A 15,216-nucleotide genomic window follows, 5' to 3' on the forward strand; every position below is an offset into this window, starting at 1 on the left:
GTTCGAGTGCACGGCATCCCGCCCCGCGCCGGGCGACCTCCCCGCGAGAGAGGAGCGTGATGTCCGATCCCACACGTCCCGCCGTGACGACGGACGTTCAGGACTTCGTCGAGCTGTGCGTACCGCTGACCGGGTTCTCCGAGTTCGACCTGTACGCCACCGGCATGGCCGAGCGCTACCTGGAGACCGCCCGGCAGCAGGTCGGCCCGGACCGGTTCGCCGAGTTCTGGGCCGCCTGGACCGCCGCCGTCGCGGCCGGGGGCGGTCCGCAGAGCCTGTCCCCCGTCCACCTGGAAGTGGCCCGGGCCGTCACCTACCTGTGGCACACCGGCGCCTGGCCGCGCCTGGCGCCGGCCGCCCACGCGGCACTGCGCCGCCAACCGGCCAACGAGGAGTTCGTCGTCGCGCCGGAGGCGTACGTCGAGGGCCTGGTCTGGCGGACCTTCCACGGACATCCGGGCGGCGCCAAGCCACCCGGGTACGGCACCTGGTCGGTCCAACCCCCGGCACAGCCGGATTTTCTGTCGCTCCGTCAGGATCTCGGTCTCGGCGAACTGCCGTTCCGTGCCGGGCTGACCGCCGAGGTCGCACTGAACGCCGTACCGGGGCACCTGCTGCCGGGCCTGCGCGCCGCGGGCCACATTCCGCCGTCCGCCGTGCCCACCGCCGCCGAGCGGCCCGACGCCCCGCGGGAGCGCGCATGACCGGGACCGTCGGCGCGGACGAGGCGGTCCGCCGGCGCTACGACGTCGTCATCGTCGGCGGCGGCTGGGCCGGCAGCCTGCTCGCCAAGGACCTCGGCGAGCGCGGCTGGCAGGTGCTGGTCCTGGAGGCCGGCAACGGCGGCACCGAGACCTGGCCCGGCTACCTCGACTCGCTCTCCACCTTCTACTCCGCTGTCGCCAAGGTGCCCAACTCCGGCTACCGGCGCAGCGTCGCCGCGCCCTTCCCGGACGTCCTCGACCTGGCCCCGGTGCGCGACCCGAAGCCGGGCGAGCGGGAGTACACCGCCAACGGCTACTTCGTGCAGAACGGCCGGCTGCCGTACGGCACCGACTACCTGCGGGAGTTGGGCGGCGCCGCGATGCACTGGCTCGGGGCGGTGCCGCGGATGCACCCCGAGGACTTCGCCACCAACGAGCGCTTCGGCTACGGCCGCGACTGGCCGATCACCGCGGCGGACCTGCAACCCTGGTACGCCCGGGCCGAGTTCGAGATCGGCGTGGCGGGGAACGCGGAGGGCCAGCGCGAGCTCGGCGTCGTCACGGACCCCGACTACGTCTTCCCGATGCACCAGATCCCGGCCAGCTGGATCGACCGGTACTGCACGGCCCTCGACGGCACCCCGATCCGGGACGAAGTCGCCGACGAGCAGTACCCGTTGAAGGTCCACAGCCTGCCGCAGGCCCGCAACTCGACGCCGAACCCGGACTACCGGCCGGGGCCCTACCGGCCGTCGAGCGCCGTCGGCCTGCCCAACTACGGCGAGCGCTGCGTCGGCAACGCCAGCTGCGTGCCGATCTGCCCGGTGCAGGCCAAGTCCCACCCGCTGCGCCAGCAGGCCCGCTTCCCGAGCACGGTCACCACGGCCACCCGCTGCGTGGTGACCCGGGTCCGCCTGGCGGGCCCGACCATGGGCGGCCGGGTGAGCGGCGTGGAGTTCCGCACCTACACCGACCCGGCCTCGCCGGTCGGCCGGTCGTACGTGGTCGAGGCGGGCGTCGTCGTGCTCGCCGCGCACGCGATCGAGAACGCCCGCCTGCTGCTGTTCTCCGGCCTCGCCAACGGCAGCGACCAGGTCGGCCGCAACCTGATGGACCACCCGACCGTCCTCAACTGGGCGCTGGCGGACGAGCGGAGAGGACCCGTCGGCCCGTTCCGCGGGCCGGGCCACACCTCGGGTTGGGAGGTCTTCCGGTTCGGGGAGGGACGCCGGCGGCGGGCCCCGTTCCGGATCGAGATCGGCAACTGGGGCTGGGGCTGGGCCACCGGCGCGCCGATGAGCAACGTCGCCACCGCCCTCGGCGTCGGCGGCGACCAGCAGGGCGAGATCCGCCCCGACGGCGTCTTCGGCCCGGAGCTGCGCCGGCTGCTCGGCTCCACCATCGGCCGTCAGCTCCAACTGCAGATCGCCGTCGAGCAGTCGGCGAACCCCGGCAACCGGGTCACCCTCGACCGCCGCCACCGCGACGCGACGGGCAACCTGCGCCCGGTCCTCACCTACGACCTCGACCCGCACACCCGGAGCGGCGTGTACGCGGCCCGGCTGGTCGCCGCACGGATCTTCCAGCAGCTCGACGCCACCGACTGGACGAACCACGCGCCCCGCGACGGCGTTCCGCCGCTCGGCCACTTCACCCACACCGTCGACGGGACGACCCTGGACCTGGCCTACAGCGGCGCCGGGCACGGCGCCGGGACGCACGTCATGGGCAGCTCCCCGAGGGACTCCGTGGTCGACGCGTTCCAGCGCACCTGGGAGCACCCCAACCTGTACGCCGTCGGCTGCGGCAGCATGCCGTCCATCGGCACCAGCAACCCCACTCTCACCATGCTGGCCCTCGCCCTGCGCAGCGCCGAGCAGATCCACCAGGACCTGGTCCTCGACCGGCGGCCGGCCGACGTCCGCCCGGCGGACGAAGCGGAGGTACCCGCATGAGAACCGCTCTCGCGCTGGAGAAGGCGGGCTTCGCCGTCCCCGACACGCTGGAGAAGCTGCGCACCTGCCTGCAGGCGGCCCTGGAGGTCGAGCACCTCACCATTCCGGTCTACCTGACCGGCCTGTACACCATCCGCGCCGGCACCAACACCGCGGCCTTCTACGGGATCCGCGCCGTCGTGATGGAGGAGATGCTCCACATGACGCTGGTCGCCAACCTGCTCAACGCGGTCGGCGGCGCCCCGGTGGTCGACTCCCGGGTCGTCGCCGAGTACCCGGCGAGGCTGCCGTTCAGCGGCGAGAGCGTCCCGTCGATCGGGCTGCAGCACTTCTCCCCCGCCGCGTTGAAGACCTTCCTGCGGATCGAGCAGCCCAGGAGCATGACGCCGCCGACCGCCCCGGGCGCCGGCTGGACCTCCATCGGGCAGTTCTACGACACCGTCCGCGAGGGTCTGGAGCACCTGGTCCGCACGCTCGGCCACGACCGGGTGTTCACCGGCGGGCCGGAGCGGCAGGTCGGCCCGGAGGACTTCTACAACTCCGGCGGCGAGGTCTTCCCGGTCGAGGACCTGGCCGGCGCGCTGCTGGCGATCGAGACCGTCACCGAGCAGGGCGAGGGCGTCCACGACACCATCTGGAACAGCAACGAGATCTTCGGCGAGGAACGCGAACTCGCCCACTGGTTCCGCTTCAACGAGATCTGTACCGGCCGCAGCTACGGCCCGCACGACCGCCCCGGGGACCGGCCGAGCGGCCCGCTGATCGACGTCGACTGGGACGGCGCCTACCCGATCCACGGCGACTCCAAGGTCGCCGACTACCGGGTGTACGAGCGGACCAGCGCCGTCTACGAGCAGGCCGTCGCCTTCAACTCCCGCTACGCCGTCCTGCTGCGCTACCTCGACTCGGCGTTCAACGGCCACCCCCGCCACCTGGCGCCGGCCGTCCCCACCATGCTCGAACTCCGCGACAGAGCCGCGCAGTTGTACCGCAACCCGCACCCCGACCCGGCGCTCGCCGCCAGGGGCTGCTTCGCCAGCGCCACCTTCGAGATCACCGACTCCCAGTTCGACGCGGCCGACGCGGAGGTCGCCCGCAACCTCGCGGCGGCGTCCCTCCGGACCGGCGAACCGGTCGACCTGGCGGGCCTCGCCTCCGACTCCGCGGAGGCCTTCGCCTGACCCTTCCCACCGTCGACCGGCCAGGTCGAGCGCCGCGGGCCAAGCCCCCCAAAGAGGGGGGTACAGGTGATCCACGTCACCCGCATAACGTCATCCCTGCCCCCGGGAAGCGGACTCCGGGAGCAGAAATCATCGGAGGTGGCGGTGCTCGACTTCTGGCTGACGCTGGCGGACCGGGAGTTCTACGTTCCGCTGGAGCGGGCCCCCGAGGTGGGCGAACGCTACCGGCCCGGTGAGGTGCCGGACGGGTGGCGCGGCACCGCCGACGGGGTGTGGATGCACTGGCAGCCCGCCGAGCCGGTGATCGCAGAGCAGGGCTGGAAGGTGCACGTCTCCACCGTCCTGCCGCGGCTGCAGTTCACCCTCGACACCGTCGCCCGGATCTGCTTCGAGGAAGGGCTGGCGTTCAAGCACCTGGCGAACCGGCTGTTCTTCGAGACCATGCACCACAAGCACGCGGCGCGCTCGCAGGCCGGCAAGTTCTGCGCGATCTACCCGCCGGACGCCGACAGCGCGCGGCGGCTGCTGGACCGGCTGTCGGTCGAGCTGAAGGACGAGGTCGGTCCGTACGTGCTCTCCGACCGGCGGTACGGCGACACCGGGGTGGTCTACTACCGCTACGGCGCCTACCTGACCCGCACCCTCACCCAGCTCGACGGCACCAGGCTGCACCTGATCAGGGACGGGCACGGCAACGACGTCCCGGACGTGCGGTCCGCGCAGTTCGTGCTGCCGGCCGGCATCGAGGACCCGTTCGCCCTGCCGGCCGAACCGCACACCGGGCCGATCCTGCTGGGCGGCCGGTTCGAGATCAACAAGGTGATCCGGCACAGCAACGGCGGCGGCACCTACCGGGCCGTCGACACCGAAACCGGCCGGACGGTGTTCATCAAGGAGGCCCGGGCCCACAACGGCCTGATCGGCGACGACACCGACTCCCGGGACCGGCTGCGCAAGGAGTACGCCATGCTGCAGCTGATCCACGAGCGGGCCCCCGGGCTCTGCCCCGAGCCGGTCGACTACTTCACCGAGTGGGAGCACGACTTCCTGGTCGCCGAGTTCGTCGAGGGCACCGGCTTCCTGCAGTGGGTCGCCGGGAACACCGTGATGGGCCGGCTCGGGGTGGAGGCCGAACGCCACTCGGCCTACCTCGCCAAGGTGGAACAATTGATGGCGGGCCTGCGGGAGAAGATCGACCGGCTGCACGCGATCGGCATGCGGTTCGGCGACCTCAGCCACGGCAACGTGGTCGTCCTGGAGGACCTGACGGTCCGCCTGATCGACTTCGAGACCTCGACGCTGCTCACCGAGCCGCCGTCCCCGCTCGGCACGCCGGGGTACACCCCGCCGCGGCCGCTGCGCGAGGCGGGCGTCGACAACGACGAGTACGGCCTGTCCGGCCTGGCCCTGTGCGCGCTGTTCCCGCTCAGCCAGCCGCTGGAGCGCGACCCGCGCGGCCGGGCGGAGCTGTACCTCCGCGACCTCGAACAGCAGGTGCCCGTCCCGGAGGCGCTCTGGCGCACCGCCACCAGGTACCACGGAACGGCCACGCCGGACGTGACGGGCAGCCATGAACTGCCCACCGCAGCCGAGTTGGACGAGGACCCGCAGCGGGCGCTGGCCGCGCTGCGCGACGGCATCGCCGCGGGCCTGCTCGCGATGGCCAGGCCGGACGGACCGGACTGGCTGTTCCCGCCCTCGCCGCGCGGCTACGCGGCGAACACCCACTGCCTGGAGCACGGCACGGCCGGCGTGCTGCACGCCCTGCACCAGGCCCGCGTACCGATCCCCGACGAGGTGCTGGCCCGGTTCCGCCGCGACGTGCTGGCGAACGCCGGCACCATGCCGCCGGGCCTGCAGGCCGGCACCGCCGGTCTGGCCTGGGTGATGGCCGAACTCGGCCTGGCCGAGGAGGCCGAGCAGCTCCTGCACACCTCGCTGCAGCATCCGCTCGCGCTGAACTCCGCCCACCTCGGCAACGGCGCCGCCGGCATCGGCCTGGTCCACCTCGACCTGCACGCCCGGTACGGCGGCGACCAGCGGCTGGTCACCGCCACCAAGCTCGGCGACACCTTCGTCGGACAGCACCGGGACGTCGTCCGGTCCGACGCCGGCATCGCGGGCCTGGCCACCGGGCTCGCCGGAACCGCCCTGTTCCTGACCGCGCTCGGCGAGTACACCGGCGAGCGGCGCTACCTGGACGGCGCCGTCGACCTGATGCACGCCGAACTCGACCGGGCGGTGGACGGCGGCGCGGACGGGCTGCTCTTCCGGGACGACTCCGGGATCCGCAACCTGCCCTACCTGTCCGTCGGTTCGGCCGGCGTCGCGCTCGCACTGACCCGGCTGGCCGCCGTGACCGGCGACGAACGCTGCACCGCCGCCCTGCCCCGGGTGCTCACCATGTGCCGCCTCACCTGCGCGGCCGAACCCGGCCTCTACCTGGGCGTCGCGGGCTGGGCGTACGCCCTCGCCGAGCACGCCCACCGCACCGGTGACGCCGCCGAGCAGCAGGTCGCGGTGCGGATCGCCACCGGCCTGGCGAAGTACGCCGTCCGCCACCCCTCCGGGCTGCGGGTGCTGGCCGGCGGCCAGGAGCGGTACACCGCCGACCTCGCGTCCGGCAGCGCGGGCGTCCTGCTCGCCCTCACCAGGGTGCTCGACGGGCCGGGAGCACTCCTGCTCCCCGCCCCGGCCCCCCACTGAACTCCGGTCCCCGGCAGCGCCGGTGACCGGTCACCGTCCCCCGCAGTCCCGCGGGTCGACGGTTCACCACCGCACGGAAGGAAGGACCCGACATGAACGCCGTCATCGCCCTGCAGGCCCTGGAAGAGACCACCGAGGCCATCGAGACCCCCGGCTTCTCCGGCCTCGGCAGCCTGATCAGCCTGTACAGCTCCTGCTCCAGCAGCTGCCGCCCGGCGTGACCCACGCCCTCCACCGGAAGGACGGACTCGACATGAACGCTGTTCTCGCCCTCCAGGGCCTGCCGGAGAGCGCCGGGTCCGCCGAGGGCCTGGCCGTCACCACCATCGGCAGCTTCATCAGCCGGTTCAGTGAGTGCTCCTCCAGCTGCCAGATCGCCTGATCACCCGATCTCCTGATCGGTGACCGGCAGCCCCGGGCGGCATCCGACAGACCTCAACTGCCGGATGCCGCCCGGCTCCACTTTACGCACGAGGGGAAAGGCACATCCGGATGGTCGACACCGGGCCGGCTCCGGCCGGCGCACCGCGGGCCCCCGAACCGACGCTCCGCGAGGCCCTGACGGAACTGCGCCGCTACGTGGCCCCCGAGCGCCGGCGACTGCTGACGGCAGGTCTGCTGCTGCTGCTCTCCGGCGCCGTCGGACTGGTGCAACCGCTGGTCGTGCAGCACCTGTTGGGCGGCTCGGACCCGCTGCGCGGCGCCGCCCGGCCGCTGCTGGCGCTGATGGCCCTGGTCGTGGTCGGCGCGGCCGCCTCGGCCTACGGCGGCTACCAGTTGAGCTCGGCCGCCGAGGGCGCCGTGCTGACGGCCCGTCGGCAGCTGACCGCGCACGTCCTGCGCCTGCCGATGACCGCCTTCCGCCGCGCCACCCCCGGCGACCTGATGGCCCGGGTCACCGGCGACACCACCCTGCTGCGCCAAGTGGTCCAGCAGACCCTGGTGCAGGCCGTCACCGGCCTGGTCATGACGCTGGGCGCGCTGGTCATGATGGCCGTCCTGGACCCGGTGCTGCTGGGCGCCAGCGTGCTGGCCATCGCGCTGCTGCTGGGCGCGCTCGGGCTGGTCATGCCGCGGATCCGCCGGGCGTCGATCGGCGCGCAGGACTCGGTCGGCGAGATGGGCGCCGTGCTGGACCGGTCGCTGACCGCCTTCACCACCGTCAAGGCGTGCGGCACCGAGGAGTCGGAGGCCCGGCGGGTCGCCGACGCGGCCGAGCGGGCGTACCGGCACGGCGTGGTCCGGGCCCGCTGGGACTCCACCGCCAACGCCGCCGCCCTGCTGGCCGTGCACCTGGTCTTCCTGGTGGTGCTCGGCGTCGGCGCGCTGCGGGTCTCCTACGGCGCGATCCCGGTCGCCACCCTGGTGGCGTTCCTGCTCTACGTCTTCTTCCTCACCGAGCCGGTGATGTCGCTGGTCGGGGTGGTCGCGTTCGCGCAGACCGGGCGGGCGGCGCTCCAGCGGATCGGCGAGATCACCCGGCTGCCGCCGGAGCCCCCGCGCTCGCCCGCCGCGCCCGCCGCGTCCGCCGCGTCCGCCGGGCCGGGCGAGCCGGCCGTGGTCTTCGACCGGGTCTCGTTCCGCTACCCCGGCGGCCCCGACCCGGTGCTGCGCGACTTCTCGCTCGCCGTGCCCGCGGTGGGCCTGACCGCCCTGGTCGGGCCGTCCGGCGCCGGCAAGAGCACCGTGCTGAACCTCGTCGAACGCTTCTGGGACCCGGACGCCGGCTCGATCCTGCTGGACGGCGCCGAGGTGCGGGACTGGGACCTGCACCGGCTGCGCTCGGTCATCGGCTACGTCGAGCAGGACGCCCCCGTCATGGCCGGATCGCTGCGCGAGAACCTCGCCTACGCCACCGACCGGGCCACCGACGCCGAGCTCCACGGAGTCCTCGAACTCACCCGGCTCGACGGCCTGTTGACCCGCCTCGGGGGCGACCTGGACGCCCCCGTGCAGTACCGCGGCGTCTCGCTCTCCGGCGGCGAACGCCAGCGGATCGCCATCGCCCGGGCCCTGCTGCGCCGCCCCCGCCTGCTGCTCCTCGACGAGGCGACCTCGCAGCTCGACGCCGTCAACGAGGCGGCGCTGCGCTCCGTGGTGCAGGACCTCGCCGCCCGGATGCCCGTCCTCGCCGTCGCCCACCGGCTGTCCACGGTGCGCGACGCCGCCCGGATCGCCGTGGTGCAGTCCGGAACCGTCCGGGCGGTGGGCACCCACGAGGAGCTGCTGCGCTCCGACCCGCTCTACGCCCAGCTGGCCGCGCAGCAGCTGCTCACCGAAGCATCACCTTCCGGACCGATCAACTCCCCTGTCGTCACAGGATCTTGACGGCGGTCATGTTTCGAGATCAACTTAGCCCCCGTCAACTCGTGGCCAGGGGGTCTCATTGGGATCGGGGCTGGGATCCGGGCTGCAGCGGGCCCGGCAGTTCATGCTCTTGGCCACCGGCCTGTACCGGGCCAGCCATCTGCTCAACGGTGTGGCCGCGGCCGGTGGCGGCGGAATCGCGCTGCTGCTCTTCGGGGCGTCACTGGCCAGCAGCGCGGTCCTGTTCCTCCCCGGCTGGCGGCAGGGCGAGTTCGGCCGCTACCGGCTCTGGTGCGACATCCTGCTGGCCGGCTGCCTGGTCCCCGTCCTCGCACAGGCGACCGGCACCGCACCGATCGCCCAGGCCGGCTCCTGGGTGATGCTGCTGGGCAGCTCGGCGACCGCCGCGGCGGCGGCCGGACTGCCCGAGCGGGCGGCGGCCGGCGCGATCGCCCTGGTGGTGGCCGTGCACACGGCCTGCTGCCTGCAGGCCGGTGCGGCCCGCGCGCTGGGCGGCCACCTGGTCTCACTGGTGTCCTCCGCACTGCTGGCCTACGTCCTTGGGCGCTACCTGCACCGCCAGGGCGTCCAACTGGACGAGGCCCGGGAACGGGCGGTGCGCGCCGAGGCCGCCCGGGCCCGCCGCGCCGAACGGGTCGCCCAGCACCGGGCCCTGCACGACACCGTGCTGGCCACCCTGACCGCCATCGCCCACCAGCGGATCGACCCCACCGCGCCGCCGTTCCGCGAGCGCTGCGCCCGCGAGGCCTCCTACCTGCGGCGGCTGATCCAGCGCCTGGACGAGGAGGAGGGGCAGGGCGGCGAGGTCGCCGCCGGCGAGGTGCTGGAACAGGCGGTGACCGCCGCCGAGGGCATCGGCCTCACCGTCAGCGCCCGGTACCACGCCCTGCCCGCGCTGCCCGCCCCGGTGGCCAGCTCGCTGGGAGCGGCCGTCACGGAGGCGCTGAACAACGTCCGTCACCACGCCGGCACGTCGACCGCCCACCTGACCGCCACCGGGCAGGGCGACGGCATCGCCGTCACCGTGGCGGACGACGGCTGCGGCTTCGACACCCGACTGACCCGGGCCGCCGGCACCGGTCTGCGGCAGTCGATCCACAGCCGGATGAAGGAGATCGGCGGCGCGGCCGCCGTGGACAGTGCCCCCGGCGAGGGCACCCTGGTGGAACTGAGGTGGCCCGCATGACGGACAGACCCTGCGACGCGATCCGGGTGGCGGCCGTGGACGACGACCGGATGCTGCTGGACGGCCTGTGCTCCTGGCTGGAGAAGGTCCCGAGCTTACGGCTGCTCGCCAGCGCCCCGACGGTCGGCGACCTGCTCGCCGGACCGGGCCGCGAGGCGGACGTCGTCCTGCTCGACCTGCTGCTGCGGGACGGCTCGGCACCCGAGTCGAACGTCACCCGGCTGTGCGCCGCCGGACCCCGTGTCCTGGTGATCAGCACCCACGCCGCACCCGCCGACGTGGTGGACACCATCGCCGCCGGCGCGGCCGGCTACCTGACCAAGGACCACGCCCTCGACCGCCTGGTGGACGTGATCGGCGAGGTCGCCGCGGGCCGGGCCGTGCACTCCCCCGAGATGGCGTTCGCGCTGGCCCACGACGACCGCCCGGAACGCCCCCGGCTCGCGCCCCGGGAACTCCAGGTCCTGCTCGACTACGCCTCCGGCCTCACCCTCAAGGCGACCGCCCGCCGGGCCGGCATCAGCCCGCAGACCGCCAAGTGGTACCTCGACCAGGTCAAGGAGAAGTACCAGCGGGTCGGCCGCCCCACCTTCACCAAACTCGACCTGGCCGCCCGCGTCCGCGAGGACCGCCTCCAACTCGCCGGACCCCACGGCTGACCTGGCGTCAACCCCGACCTTGGTCAGGGGTGCGCCTGGACCTTCGGGCCGGGCCCCCGGCCCCGGCGGCCGCCTACCGTCCGCCTCATGACGCACCTTCATCGAGCGACCGACCCCGGCTCCCACCGCCTCCCGCCGCGACGCCGTCCCGGCCTCGCCGCGGCCCTGCTCGGCTCCGGCGCCGGCGCCGTCGCCGCGCTGGCGCCGCCCGGCGGCGGGGCCGCGCCGGGCTGGTCCGCCACCGGGTACCGGCACCTCGCGGAGGCGCTGCCGGCCGGGCTGCCGAAGCTCGCCACCGAGGTCGGGCTGCTGGTGCTGGGCGCGCTGTGGGCGGTGTGCTGGTGGCGGGCGCGGAACCGGTCGGCGGCCACCGTGGCGGCGTTGGCGCTGGTCGCGTGCGGGACGGTGGCGGCGTACGCGCTCAGCGAGGTGCTGAAGACGGCGCTGGGCGAGGAGCGCCCCTGCCGGGCCCTGGCCGTTCCGGCGGAGGTCGCGGCGCAGTGCCCGCCGCCCGGGGACTGGTCGTTCCCCAGCAACCACGCCACGCTCGCCGCCGCGCTGGCCGTCGGGCTGGCGCTGGCGCGGCCGCGCCTGGCGGTGCTCGCGCTGCCGGTCGGCGCGGCGACGGCCGGGCTGCGGGTGGCGGCGGGCGTGCACTACCCGCACGACGTGCTGGCGGGTGCGGCGCTGGGCGCGGCGGTGGTGGCGGCGCTGCTGGCCGTCGCCCGTCCGGCGGCGGTGCGGGCGGTCCGGGCGGCGGCGGGCGTGCCGCTGCTGGGCGCGCTGGTGGCGCCGTCAGACCGGGGCCGGGCCGGCTCCCCCGGGCTCGGCGGCGGGCAGTCCGGCTTCGTGGGCGAGGACCGCGGCGGCGGCCCGGTTGGGCACGTCCAGGCGGGCCAGGATCGAGCTGACGTGGGCTTTCACGGTGCCTTCGACCACGCCCAGCCGGCGGGCGATGCGCCCGTTGGACAGTCCCGCGGCGACCAGTGCGAGCACGTCGCGTTCCCGGGCGGTGAGGGCGGCCACCCGTTCCCGGGCCGCTTCGCGCCGCCCGGCCGGGCCGCCGGCGCCGGTCGTGGCGAGGTGGGCGACCACCCGGGCGGCCACCTTGGGTGACAGGTAGGCGGCGCCGGAGGCGATGGCGTGCACACCGGCGAGCAGTTCCTCGGGCTCGCCGGACTTCACCAGGAAGCCGCTCGCGCCGCCGCCCAGCGCCCGCAGGATGTAGTCGTCCTCGCCGAAGGTGGTGAGCATCAGCACCCCGGTGGCGGCGCCGCAGCGGCGCAGTTCGGCGGCGGCCGCGAGCCCGTCGAGGCGGGGCATCCGGATGTCCAGGACGGCGACGTCGGGGCGGTGGCGCAGCGCCAGGTCGACGGCCTCGCGTCCGTCGCCGGCTTCGGCGACCACGTCGATCGCGGGGTCGGTGGCCAGCACGGCGCGCAGTCCGGCGCGGATCATCGGTTCGTCGTCGGCGAGCAGTACCCGGATCGGCGCGGCGGCCATCGTGGGCTCCTTCGGTACGGGGTGGGGCGGGGGCGCGGGTCAGGCGGCGAGCAGGTCGCGGGAGACCAGGCGGCTGTCCTGGTAGCACAGCCGGTAGGCGTCCCCGGCCCGGTCGACGAAGAGGTCGGCGGTGACGGCGTAGTAGTCGCAGCGGACGCCGTCGCCGGGCGGGGGCGGCGGCGCGCCGGGCCCGGCGGTCGGCCGGTAGGGCAGGCGGCGGTCGGGCAGGCGGGCGTCGAGCTCGGCGCGGTCCTGTCCGACCCGCAGGTCGGCGTACACGGCGGGGTCGAGGACCGAGCGGTGGACCAGGTGGTACGTCCAGGCGCGGTGGGCGACGGTCAGGGTCATCGCGGTGGCGAGCGGCACGATCAGCGCGGCGCGCAGGGCGCGGCGGGTGCGGCGGCGGGCCTCGCGCAGCGCGGGCGCGGGCCGCGGGGGCGCGGCGGGTCCGGCCGGGGCGACCGGGGCGGCGGTGCGGGGCAGCCGGGCGGCGACCTGGAAGCCGCCGTCGGGTGCGGGCCCGGCGTTCAGCCGGCCGCCGGCGAGGCGGACGCGTTCGTCGAGCCCGGCGAGGCCCTGCCCGCTGCCGGGCCCCGGCGGCGCGGAGCTGGGCCCGTTGGCGACGCGTATCCGCACCTCGTCGGGGGTGTAGTCGACGGTGGCGGTGACGGGCGCGGCCGGGGCGTGCTTGGCGGCGTTGGTGAGCGCTTCCTGCACCACCCGGTGGGCGGCGTGTTCGACGGCGCGGGGCAGGCCGTCGGGGCTGCCGGTGATCCGGGTGGTCAGGGGAAGCCCGGCGGCGGCGGCCGCGGCGAGCAGGTCGGGGACGGCCGTGTCGGCGGGTCCGTCGCCGGGGGCGGCGGTGTCGTCCTCGCGCAGGACGCCGATGACTTCGCCGAGCCGCTCGACCGCGGCGGCGGCACCCGCCCGGAGGTCGCGGGCGGCGGCGCGGTGGGGTTCGGCGAGGTCGGGGGCGAGGGTGAGGGCGCCGGCCCGCAGGGCGAGCAGGCTGAGGTCGTGGCCGAGGGCGTCGTGCATGTCGCGGGCGATGCGGGCGCGTTCGCGCAGCCGGGCCTGTTCGGCCGTCAGCCGCTGCTCGTGTTCGAGGCGTTCGGCGCGCTCCCAGCCGGCCCGGGCGAGTTCCCGGGACTGGCTCCAGTACCGCCCCAGCAGCCAGGGCGTCATGCCCGCGCCGACGGCGACGACGATGAACCGGGTGCCCAGGACGATCCACCCGGGCACCACGCCCACGGCCAGCACGGCGACCCCGGCCAGCGCGGCGAACACCTGGGCGGCGGGCCGGACCTGTTCCCGCCGCAGGCCCAGCAGGAACGCCAGGACGGCGGCGGGCAGCGCCCACCACAGGTGGGCGATGCCCAGCGCGATCCCGATCGCCGCCGCCACCGGCAGTGCTGCCCCGCTCTTTCGCATGCCGACGACCTTACGGGGCGCACCCGGCCGCCCGGATCCGTCGAAAGTCATACCGCAGTCGGGCGCACCGAGCTGCCGCGGAGGGCGGGCGTCAGCCGTTCAGGGCGTCAGCCGTTCAGGGCGTCGGCGGTTCAGCGTCAGCCGTTCAGGGCGTCGGCGGTGGCGCGGGCGAAGGCCTCGGGGTTGTCGAGCATGATGTTGTGGCCGCAGTCCGGGACCGCCCGGACGACCACGCCCGAGGCCGTCAGCCGCTCGGCGTCGGCGGGCGCGCCGTCGGCGGCCGGGTGGAGGAACGTCCGCGGGACGGGCAGGCCCCGGAGCTGGTCGCGCAGCGCGGGCGTCGTCCCCCGCGCGCGGTGCACCGCCGTCCGGTACAGCGCCTCGCGCCCCGCCAGGCGCATCGTGGCCCACCAGGCCGGGCCGACCCGGTGCTCCGTCCGCCGCCAGCCGTCGGCGAGGAACTCCTCCTCCGTCCAGGTCTCGATGGCGCTGCTGCCGGGGCGGGGTACCGGCGGGGCCGGGTCGAGCGCGGCGTCCACCAGGACCAGTCGCGAGACGAGCCGCGGGTGCCGGGCGGCGAGCAGCACCGCCACCGCGCCGCCCAGGCTGTGCGCGACGACCTCGGCGCCCGTCACCCCGGCGGCGTCCAACGCGGTCGCCACGGCGTCCGCGTGGGCCTCCAGGGTGTAGGTGAAGTCCGTCGGGCGGTCGCTGATGCCGAAGCCGAGCAGGTCGAGCAGCAGCGACCGCCGGCCGGTCAGCAGCGGGTGCGCGGCTGCGGCGGCCCAGTACACCGGCGAGCTGGCGCCGAGCCCGTGCAGGTAGAGCCGGGCGGGTTCGGCACCGGGGAGCTCCACCCAGCGGATCCGGTCGCCGTTCGGGGTCACGGGGGCATGGCGCACGGGCGTCTCTCCTTGCTCGATGTCGGAACGGCGCGACCATACCTCGACGTCGAGGTATCGCGCTATCGATATAACGCGGCCGTGATCCACTGATCTGACAGCATGGACCCATGCTCAAGCTCGCGATCCTCGGGTTCCTCCACGACCGGCCGCTGCACGGCTACGAACTGCGCCGCCACCTGGCCGCCCTCACCGGCCACATCCGCCCGATCAGCGACGGCACCCTCTACCCGGCGATCAAGCGCCTGGAGGCCGACGGCCTGCTCGTCCGCGAGACCGAGCCCGGCTCGGTCGCCGCCCCCCGCCACACCCTGCACCTCACCCCCGCCGGGCGGGCCGCACTCCTCGAACGCCTGCGCACGCCCGAGCAGTTGGACATCAGCGACGAGAACCGCTGGTTCACCGTGCTGGCCTTCCTCCGCCACCTCCACGACCCCGCCGAACAGGCCGCCGTGCTCCGCCGACGGCTCGCCTTCCTCGGCGAACCCGCCAGCTTCTTCTACGACGGGGCCCGGCCGCTGCGCGCGGAGGAGATCACCGACCCGTTCCGCAGCGGCATCCTGCTGATCGCCCGGGCGACCACCGAGGCCGAACTCGCCTGGCTGCACGACGTCCTCGCCGGCCTCGACGACTCCCCGGCACCGCCCCGCGACTGAGGCGA

14 protein-coding genes and 1 pseudogene are annotated in these 15,216 nt (G+C 74.8%); 11 read left to right on the plus strand and 4 right to left on the minus strand.

Annotation, left to right across the window (positions count from 1 at the left end; translation table 11 throughout):
• Nucleotides 1-59: 59 nt before the first annotated feature.
• The 9 genes from ACI1MP_RS08860 (at nucleotide 60) to ACI1MP_RS08900 (ending at nucleotide 10,719) form a co-directional block, all read left to right on the plus strand.
• A complete protein-coding gene (locus tag ACI1MP_RS08860) occupies nucleotides 60-704 on the plus strand; it encodes a hypothetical protein (RefSeq protein WP_404868266.1) in 645 nt (214 codons plus the stop codon).
• The gene (locus tag ACI1MP_RS08865) at nucleotides 701-2,659 is read left to right on the plus strand and encodes a GMC family oxidoreductase (protein ID WP_404868267.1); all 1,959 of its coding nucleotides are present in this window, start codon (nucleotides 701-703) and stop codon (nucleotides 2,657-2,659) included. The genes ACI1MP_RS08860 and ACI1MP_RS08865 overlap by 4 nt, the downstream gene beginning before the upstream one ends.
• On the plus strand, nucleotides 2,656-3,840 hold the full coding sequence (locus tag ACI1MP_RS08870; protein ID WP_404868268.1) for a ferritin-like protein: 1,185 nt from the start codon (nucleotides 2,656-2,658) through the stop codon (nucleotides 3,838-3,840). Before ACI1MP_RS08865 ends, ACI1MP_RS08870 begins: the two co-directional genes overlap by 4 nt.
• Before the next feature lie 138 nt (nucleotides 3,841-3,978).
• Nucleotides 3,979-6,546 (plus strand): class III lanthionine synthetase LanKC, encoded by a 2,568-nt coding sequence (gene lanKC, locus ACI1MP_RS08875; RefSeq protein WP_380336080.1) that lies wholly within the window; start codon nucleotides 3,979-3,981, stop codon nucleotides 6,544-6,546.
• Nucleotides 6,547-6,638: 92 nt separating this feature from the next.
• Complete coding sequence (locus tag ACI1MP_RS08880) at nucleotides 6,639-6,767, plus strand: class III lanthipeptide (protein WP_198520459.1); 129 nt, start codon at nucleotides 6,639-6,641, stop codon at nucleotides 6,765-6,767.
• 32 nt (nucleotides 6,768-6,799) lie between these two features.
• Nucleotides 6,800-6,928, plus strand: coding sequence for a hypothetical protein (locus ACI1MP_RS08885; protein WP_363471413.1), 129 nt, complete (start codon nucleotides 6,800-6,802; stop codon nucleotides 6,926-6,928).
• 110 nt (nucleotides 6,929-7,038) lie between these two features.
• The gene (locus ACI1MP_RS08890; protein WP_404868269.1) at nucleotides 7,039-8,874 is read left to right on the plus strand and encodes an ABC transporter ATP-binding protein; all 1,836 of its coding nucleotides are present in this window, start codon (nucleotides 7,039-7,041) and stop codon (nucleotides 8,872-8,874) included.
• A 103-nt stretch (nucleotides 8,875-8,977) separates the two neighbouring features.
• Nucleotides 8,978-10,060, plus strand: coding sequence for a sensor histidine kinase (locus ACI1MP_RS08895; protein ID WP_380336072.1), 1,083 nt, complete (start codon nucleotides 8,978-8,980; stop codon nucleotides 10,058-10,060).
• A complete protein-coding gene (locus ACI1MP_RS08900) occupies nucleotides 10,057-10,719 on the plus strand; it encodes a response regulator (RefSeq protein ID WP_380336070.1) in 663 nt (220 codons plus the stop codon). Before ACI1MP_RS08895 ends, ACI1MP_RS08900 begins: the two co-directional genes overlap by 4 nt.
• A 98-nt stretch (nucleotides 10,720-10,817) precedes the next feature.
• On the opposite strand, the gene ACI1MP_RS08905 is transcribed toward ACI1MP_RS08900, so the two are convergent.
• Nucleotides 10,818-11,255 (minus strand): hypothetical protein, encoded by a 438-nt coding sequence (locus ACI1MP_RS08905; protein ID WP_404870886.1) that lies wholly within the window; start codon nucleotides 11,253-11,255, stop codon nucleotides 10,818-10,820.
• On the opposite strand from ACI1MP_RS08905, the pseudogene ACI1MP_RS08910 reads away from it, so the two are divergent.
• Nucleotides 11,149-11,382 (plus strand): annotated as a pseudogene (locus ACI1MP_RS08910) (phosphatase PAP2 family protein); the annotation flags it as partial. The gene ACI1MP_RS08905 and the pseudogene ACI1MP_RS08910 overlap by 107 nt on opposite strands.
• A gap of 132 nt (nucleotides 11,383-11,514) precedes the next feature.
• On the opposite strand, the gene ACI1MP_RS08915 reads toward ACI1MP_RS08910, so the two are convergent.
• From ACI1MP_RS08915 to ACI1MP_RS08925, 3 genes are all read right to left on the minus strand, one after another.
• Nucleotides 11,515-12,222 carry a response regulator gene (locus ACI1MP_RS08915; RefSeq protein WP_404868270.1) on the minus strand — a complete coding sequence of 236 codons (708 nt, stop codon included), beginning with the start codon at nucleotides 12,220-12,222 and terminating at the stop codon, nucleotides 11,515-11,517.
• A gap of 39 nt (nucleotides 12,223-12,261) precedes the next feature.
• Nucleotides 12,262-13,653: a sensor histidine kinase gene (locus ACI1MP_RS08920; RefSeq protein ID WP_380336065.1), complete on the minus strand. Its 1,392-nt coding sequence runs from the start codon at nucleotides 13,651-13,653 to the stop codon at nucleotides 12,262-12,264.
• 137 nt (nucleotides 13,654-13,790) lie between these two features.
• Nucleotides 13,791-14,555 carry an alpha/beta fold hydrolase gene (locus ACI1MP_RS08925; RefSeq protein ID WP_380336062.1) on the minus strand — a complete coding sequence of 255 codons (765 nt, stop codon included), beginning with the start codon at nucleotides 14,553-14,555 and terminating at the stop codon, nucleotides 13,791-13,793.
• A 110-nt stretch (nucleotides 14,556-14,665) separates the two neighbouring features.
• Here ACI1MP_RS08925 and ACI1MP_RS08930 point away from each other — a divergent pair, with 110 nt between their 5' ends.
• A complete protein-coding gene (locus tag ACI1MP_RS08930; RefSeq protein WP_404868271.1) occupies nucleotides 14,666-15,211 on the plus strand; it encodes a PadR family transcriptional regulator in 546 nt (181 codons plus the stop codon).
• The last annotated feature ends 5 nt before the right edge of the window (nucleotides 15,212-15,216 follow it).

The organism is Kitasatospora griseola, from assembly GCF_044999035.1.
GTDB lineage: Bacteria > Actinomycetota > Actinomycetes > Streptomycetales > Streptomycetaceae > Kitasatospora > Kitasatospora griseola.